6 protein-coding genes are annotated in these 7,055 nt (G+C 49.6%); 4 read left to right on the forward strand and 2 right to left on the reverse strand.

Annotated elements, in window-relative coordinates:
- Nucleotides 1-249 (forward strand): hypothetical protein (locus HMPREF1548_RS30225; protein WP_207644061.1); only part of this gene is annotated, 249 nt, incomplete at its 5' end.
- Nucleotides 250-404: 155 nt separating this feature from the next.
- Nucleotides 405-2,093 carry an AAA family ATPase gene (locus HMPREF1548_RS12940; protein ID WP_021636634.1) on the forward strand — a complete coding sequence of 563 codons (1,689 nt, stop codon included), beginning with the start codon at nucleotides 405-407 and terminating at the stop codon, nucleotides 2,091-2,093.
- 293 nt (nucleotides 2,094-2,386) lie between these two features.
- On the opposite strand, the gene HMPREF1548_RS12945 is transcribed toward HMPREF1548_RS12940, so the two are convergent.
- Complete coding sequence (locus HMPREF1548_RS12945; RefSeq protein ID WP_025488964.1) at nucleotides 2,387-3,454, reverse strand: PTS sugar transporter subunit IIC; 1,068 nt, start codon at nucleotides 3,452-3,454, stop codon at nucleotides 2,387-2,389.
- Between the two features lie 216 nt (nucleotides 3,455-3,670).
- A complete protein-coding gene (locus tag HMPREF1548_RS12950) occupies nucleotides 3,671-4,189 on the reverse strand; it encodes a transcription repressor NadR (RefSeq protein ID WP_021636636.1) in 519 nt (172 codons plus the stop codon).
- 274 nt (nucleotides 4,190-4,463) lie between these two features.
- Between HMPREF1548_RS12950 and HMPREF1548_RS12955 the strand changes: the two genes are divergently transcribed.
- Together HMPREF1548_RS12955 and HMPREF1548_RS12960 are read left to right on the forward strand one after the other, a co-directional pair.
- Nucleotides 4,464-6,191, forward strand: coding sequence for a cache domain-containing sensor histidine kinase (locus HMPREF1548_RS12955; RefSeq protein ID WP_021636638.1), 1,728 nt, complete (start codon nucleotides 4,464-4,466; stop codon nucleotides 6,189-6,191).
- Nucleotides 6,192-6,193: 2 nt separating this feature from the next.
- Nucleotides 6,194-6,946 (forward strand): response regulator transcription factor, encoded by a 753-nt coding sequence (locus HMPREF1548_RS12960; protein ID WP_021636639.1) that lies wholly within the window; start codon nucleotides 6,194-6,196, stop codon nucleotides 6,944-6,946.
- Nucleotides 6,947-7,055 lie beyond the last annotated feature (109 nt).

Raw genomic sequence — 7,055 nt, forward strand, 5'->3', positions numbered from 1 at the left:
GGCGACTGCCGCGAGGGTCAAATACCCCGCAGCTCTGCAAGTTTGATACCTCGTTGCTTGCAGAGCTGCGGGGTATTTGATTGCCTTTGTGTTCAAGCTTTTCCTGATATTAATCCTCAAATCTTTTATGACCTGGTGTACTCAACCGCTACAATATTATGGAAATATGATATACCGAATGGTTCACTGTACCAACTTCGTATTGTGAATCCTGAAAAAGTAATTAAATGTTTGCAATTTTCTGTTTAGTAGGCGGAGAAATTTACAAACCGTGCATTTTTAGTCAGCAGCTTTTTTAATCCGTGTATACTTCTGTTTTCAGAATTGCGCAGAGCCGGAAATCAGGGTATACTTTTAAGTGGAGTGTAAGGAGAAGCATTGTTCGTTGGTAGAAAGGAAAGCTTATGGAAAGAACGCTGCCTATTGGAATTGAGGATTTTAAAAAACTGCGTGAAAATAATTTTTATTTTGTAGATAAATCTATGTTCATAAAGGAATTGCTGGATAACAGAAGCGAAGTCAGCCTGTTTATGCGCCCTCGCAGATTTGGGAAAACCTTAAGCCTCAGTATGCTGAAATATTACTTTGAGAAGGCCTTTAATGAAAATGGCGCTGAATTGGATAACAGCAGTCTGTTTGAAGGCTTACGGATTATGGAAGCCGGCGAGTTGTATACAAAACATATGGGGCAGTATCCGGTAATCAGTTTATCACTGAAGTCAGCAAAGCAGCCGAATTGGGATTTGGCATATAATTGTCTGACAGATGAAATCATTACTGAATTTGACAGACATAGTTATATATTGGAAAGCCCCAATTTAAGCCCGGCGGATAAAAAGCAATATCAGGAGATGCTTAACAGGCAGGCTCCTGCCGCATATTGGGTTAAGGCACTGGAATTCCTGTCAAGATGTCTGAAAAAGGCATTCCGTAATAATGTGATAATCCTGTTGGATGAGTACGACGTCCCTCTGGAGAATGCATATTTCAATGGTTTTTACCAGCAAATGACAGCTTTTATCCGTTCCCTGTTTGAGTCAGCGTTAAAGACAAACCCAAACCTGGAATTCGCAGTAGTAACGGGCTGCCTGAGAATTTCCAAAGAGAGTATTTTTACAGGATTAAATAACCTGAAAATGGTATCGCTGCTTGATGTAGGCTATTCCGAGCAGTTTGGCTTTACTCAGGCGGAAGTGGACAGGATGCTTCAGTATTATGATATTACAGGTCGCAAGGAGGAAGTAAAAGCCTGGTATGACGGTTATAAGTTCGGGAAGACGGAGGTCTATAATCCCTGGAGCATACTGATGTATGCAGATAAGCTGAGGCTGGACAGGGATGCGTTGCCCAGGCCATACTGGGCAAATACCTCATCAAACAGTATCATCCGTGAATTGGTGGAACGCGCTGACAGCAGCGTAAAGCAGGAGATGGAAACGCTGATAGCGGGAGGCACCATTGAAAAACCGGTACATGAGGATATTACCTATGAGGACATTTACCAGACGTCGGATAATCTCTGGAATTTTCTTTTTTTTACAGGATACCTGAAAAAAGTGGAGGAACGTCTGGAGGATGTAACCTCCTACCTGACGCTGGCAATTCCCAACCTGGAAGTAAAATATATATACCAGAATACGATTCTGGACTGGTTCGATAAAAAAATCAGGCAAAAGGATCTGTCCGGGATTTACAGTGCGCTGCTGAAAAAGGACACACAGCTGCTGGAAAGGGAGCTGTCCGTAAACCTGATGGAGACAATCAGTTTTTATGATTACCGTGAGGATTACTACCATGGCTTCCTGGGAGGCCTGCTTAAAATGATGGATGGCTATACCATCAAATCCAACCGTGAAAGCGGACTGGGAAGAAGCGATCTTTTGCTCCTGTCTGCCCCTTATGATGGGATTGCCATTATCATGGAGCTTAAAGTGGCGGATACCTATGCACAGCTGGAGGAAAAGGCGGAAGAAGCGCTTGCGCAAATAGAAGAGAAGCAATATGATGCCGAACTGAAGCTGGAAGGTTACCATACTTTCATTAAGTATGGGATTTCCTTTTATAAAAAGCTCTGCAAAGTGATGTGCAGATAAAATGTAAAAGAAAACGTAACTGTTCACCAGGTCAGCGTATTTAGCTGCGCAGGCCAGCGCTTTGCGCTGACCGTAAGAAAATGATTCAGGAGTGCTTAAATGCATCGCAGTCCAGACAGTTATGAACCCATATAAAAAGACACAATCCCGGTCCCGCAGCAACAGGCGGACCGGGATTGTTTTAAATTTTTCAGATTTATTGCCGTGGGCAAAGAGCCGGGCGGCTATGCCAGCATTGGGGATTTGGCCTTCGCGGCAGTGGGGCAGATTTCCGGTCTGCCATTTTGCTGAAATCAGATATCCAGCTTCATATCCCCCATCTTAATCCATCCCTTTTTCCGCATCAGCTCAGAAAACAGCAGCGCCAGAATGGCAGGGGCAGCCACATGCATCAGCAGGATCTGGAGAAGTACCAGGGCGGCACCCATCCCTTCACCGGTCATGGTCTGAAACGCCATGATCTGTCCTACAAGGCCGCAGGTCCCCATACCGCTTCCGGTGGCATTGTTGGTCATGCCGAGTACGCAGGTGGAAATCGGCCCCAGGATGGCGCTGGCCAGAATGGCGGGAAGCCAGATCACGGGCTTGCGGATGATGTTTGGCATCTGGAGCATGGAGGTGCCCAGCCCCTGCGCCACCAGCCCGCCGGTTTTATTTTCACGGAAGGATGCGACGGCGAAGCCGACCATATTGGCCGCACAGCCCACGGCCGCGGCCCCTGCGGCAATTCCGCTTAAGTTCAGCGATACGCCGATGGCGGCGGAGCTGATAGGAAGCGTCAGGGCAATGCCCATCAGGACGGAAACGATGATGCCTGCCCAGAAGGGCTGCTGTACGGCGCCCCAGTTGATCAGTTCGCCCACCTTGGTCATAAATGCGGCGATGGGAACGCCGATGGAAAGACCGACAACAGCGCCTACGGTAATCGTGGTAATGGGTGTTACAAGGATATCAACCTTTGTTTTCCCGGCCACCAGCCCGCCGATTTCCACGGCCAGGTAAGCGGCGACAAAAGCGCCCAGCGGTTCTCCCACGCCTGCCAGGGTAAAAATGCCCTCCGACAGAATGGTGCCGCCGATGATGGTCTTGGCATATGCGCCGATCATGCCTGCAGCAGCGGCGGATACGGTCACAAGAGGCGGCTCCTTGAATTTACTGGCGACACCAATGCCGATTCCCGCGCCGGTGAGCTTTTTGGCTACGGTGGCAACGACGATGATATAAGCGCCGATGGTGCCGCCGATGAGGTTGCCCACCTGTTCCAGGATGGTGCCTACCAGAAGCGTGGCAAACAGTCCCTGTGCCATGCCGGAAAGGCCGTCAATAAAAATCCGGTTGCAGAGTTTCTTTACTTTTTCCATATTCTTCATCCCCTCTGATGCCCTGGCGGGCATATTTATGCAAGTCAGGCGGCAGGATATGTTTTGCAGCAGTCCGGTTATCTGAACGGTTACTGCTTTTTTGCAGAGAATACTGCAGAAAAAATGCCACGGCATAAATTGTTCCCTATGCCGTGACAACTGCATTTACATATGTGTTTACATGTGTCTTGTCACCTTGAGGTATAAAATAGCACATCAGGGTGCCGAAAGCAAGTATTTTTTTTCAGCAAGGGCTTTTTCAATGGAATCCAGGACCTCCTCGCTTTCCGCCTCCACCGTATGGTAATGGATGTCATCGGTAAGCTCCTTTAAAGGCTTGGTCTGTTTGGTTGCGATTTTTCGGACGAATTCCTGCACATCCCTGCGGCTGGAAATTATCAGGTTCACTGTAATGGTGCCGTAAATGGGATGGGTGATGATCACGTCAAGCACCTTGCCGCCCAGATCCACAATGGTATTCAGTTCATCCGCAATCTGCTGTGTGGAGTGGGACACCATAAAACAGCGGTTGCAACGGGTGCCGGCAGGATTATAGAGCAGATATCCCCTGGCGGTGGAAAGAATATCCCGGTTGGTCGCCCGCAGGAGCGCGATATCCTGGACGATGACCTGTCGGCTCACTCCCAGCCTGCGGGCCAGTGCGGATCCTGACAAAGGCTCCCGGGCATCTCCCAGCATTTGAAGCAGGGCTTCCCTGCGCTGTTCTCCATCCATGTGATTACCTCCTGAAAAATATTTCAACTGGCCGGCTGGCTGGATCCGTGCCGTATTTATCTGTAAACGGGCAGGAAAACGGCCATTATCAACCGGTATCAGGCGGTTTTATTTTAGCACAGGGAGGGCGCGGGTGCAAGGCGGGGATGCCGGGACATGGACGTAACGCCGCTTGCGGAACAGCCTCAGGCGGAATTAGGCGGCCCCGGTGTATGTGCAAACAGGCCTGGATGTGGTAAAATAAGGAAAAAGTTACAAAAGGGGCTTTCAGAAAATGTTTCAGTACATAACGGATAAAATCAGGGGAAGGCGGAAACGGCTGCTCCATGATTATATTGCTATTTTTATCATTATGGGGATGGTGCTGCTGCTGTCCTTTCTGATCATCGGGTATATTGCCAATTCCACAACAATGGAACAGTCCAGGAATTCCTCAAGGGTCATTTACAAACAGGCCAGGGAGCAGCTGGAGCAGGTCGAAGAGGATCTTCAGAACATGTACATGAATGTGGTAAAAAATGATTCCGTGCTTGCCTTTCTGGAAGCCGCGGACAGCTATGAACGCTGGGAAATGCTGGAGAGCGTCCAGGGGATGGTTGGAATGAACCGGAGAATCAACCGGAACCTGGAAAACATCATTTTTTATGATGAGGATGGAAACCTGATTTTTGCGCTGGGAAATGTTTTCCTGGACAAGCCGGAGCTGGAACTGAATGAAATGCTGAATTTTTCAGGCAGAATGTGGGATGAAGCTACGAAACAGGCATGTTTTGAGGTGGGGCTTCCCATCTATAAGGAGGAGACGGACGGCTATACGCTGCTGGGAAGCGCTTACCTTTTATTCAATGTGGGAAATCTGCAGGAGATCATGGATCGGGCGCTGTTAAACCGGGATTCGGCCATTGCAATTGTGGACGGCAATGGAAGGGCCATTGTCAAAGCCGGGCAGTGGGAAGATTATTACGGGGATTTTGAGACGGCGCTGGAGGATAAAAAAAGGCTTGTCTACGCGGATTACATAGGCACGACGGGCTGGCGGATTGTGAATGTGATCCCCAAGAAAGCGCTGCTTACCGGGGCGGAGCAGATGAGAAACATCACTTATGTGACCTTTTTGGCGGTGGTTTCCATGATGGTTTTCCTGTGCGCTATGCTGTATAAGCGGATCATTTATCCCATTTCACGCCAGACGGCATTTATGGCGGGCTTTACGGAGGATACCCATCAGCGTATTGAGGTGCTGGAGGAGAATGAAATTGGGGAAATGGCCCATAAGATGAACCAGATGCTGGATGATATCGAAAAGCTGAATGGGGAAATTATCGAATCCAACCGGAAATATCTGGAGATGGAGTATGCAAAAAAACAGACGGAAATGATTGCATACCGGAGCCAGATCAATCCCCATTTCCTGTACAATACCTTTAACTGTATCCGGGGAATGGCGTTATATCACGGGGAAAAGGAAATTGCGGAGCTGACAATGGCGCTGTCCAGCTTTTTCCGGTACAGCGTACAGGGAGAGGAAACAGTAACCGTGCGGGAGGCGTTGGAAAATCTGCAGCGTTATGCCAGAATCATCCAGTACCGCTTTAACGGAAAACACAGGGTGGAGGTGGAAGCCTCCCGGGAAGTCTATTTGGTTAAAATTCCCAAAATGCTGCTTCAGCCCTTGGTGGAAAATGCGGTGCTCCACGGCCTGGAAACGAAGGTGGATGGGGGCGTGGTGCACGTTGCCGTGAGCGGGACGGAACAGAAAATCGTGGCAGTGGTAAAGGATAACGGCCAGGGCTTTCCCGAGGAGACGCTTGTACAGCTGCGCCAGGCCATGGAATGCTACGACAGGGAAGGGACAATTCCTGATGACGGCCACGGAATCGGGTTCCTGAATGTATACAGGCGGCTGCGGCTTTTTTACGGGACGGCGGCTGAATTTACGGTGGAAAGCAGGGCCGGGGAAGGCACGGAAATTACAATGGTTTTGCCGGCGGGAGGTAGATAGAGATGTATCATGTTTTTTTAGCGGATGATGAACCCTGGGCGCTGATGACGCTGCAGAATCTGATTGACTGGAGTGATTACGGCTTTGCCGTCAGCGGGGAAGCCGAGGATGGGGAGCAGGCTTTGGAACGGATTATCAGAACCAATCCGGATCTGATCATTTCGGATATCCGTATGCCGGGAATGGACGGGCTGTCACTATTGCAGACTATCAGGGACAGAGGGCTGGGGGCGGAGGTGCTTTTGGTGAGCGGCTATACGGATTTCGAATATGCCAGGAAGGCCCTGCAGTACGGCTGCGCCGGATATCTGGTAAAACCGGTGGAGGAGCAGGAGCTGGTAGAATATCTGTCCAAGGTGAAGGGCATACTGGACGGGAAAAATTCAGGGGGGGGGGTAAAACTTTCCGGAGAAAATGAGGATGAGGGCTACCAGTCGGAAAAAATCCAGGTGCAGAATATGGTAAAATATATCCAGGAGCATTTTGGAGAGGGACTGACGCTTGCCACCCTTGCCGGTGAGTTTAAAATGAGTGAAAGCTACATCAGCAGTCTCATAAAGAAGAGAACCGGAAAAGGCTTTGGGGAACATCTGATGGAGGTAAGGATTCAGAAGGCCCAGGAATACCTGCGCACGACCAATGATAGCATCGAGGCCATTGCGGAAAGGGTGGGCTATCCGGACTATTTTTATTTTACCAAGGTCTACAAAAAGGCCACGGGGATCAGCCCCGCAGCCTACAGGCGCCAGTTGTAGGGGGGGGGCGGAATCCGTCCGCCTGCGTGGGGCTGCCGCTGTATTTCTTCTCCGGGGGCGGCTTTGGGGGAGTTTCCGGTCCAGTCTCAAAAAAGGGGTGTTTCTAACT

Source organism: Clostridium sp. KLE 1755, from assembly GCF_000466465.2.
GTDB lineage: Bacteria > Bacillota > Clostridia > Lachnospirales > Lachnospiraceae > Eisenbergiella > Eisenbergiella porci.

Bases quoted from the DNA above. Each gene is read 5' to 3' on its own strand.
- HMPREF1548_RS12940 (WP_021636634.1), top strand. From the start codon at position 405: ATGGAAAGAACGCTGCCTATTGGAATTGAGGATTTTAAAAAACTGCGT.
- HMPREF1548_RS12945 (WP_025488964.1), bottom strand. From the start codon at position 3,454: ATGGAAAAAGTAAAGAAACTCTGCAACCGGATTTTTATTGACGGCCTT.
- HMPREF1548_RS12950 (WP_021636636.1), bottom strand. From the start codon at position 4,189: ATGGATGGAGAACAGCGCAGGGAAGCCCTGCTTCAAATGCTGGGAGAT.
- HMPREF1548_RS12955 (WP_021636638.1), top strand. From the start codon at position 4,464: ATGTTTCAGTACATAACGGATAAAATCAGGGGAAGGCGGAAACGGCTG.
- HMPREF1548_RS12960 (WP_021636639.1), top strand. From the start codon at position 6,194: ATGTATCATGTTTTTTTAGCGGATGATGAACCCTGGGCGCTGATGACG.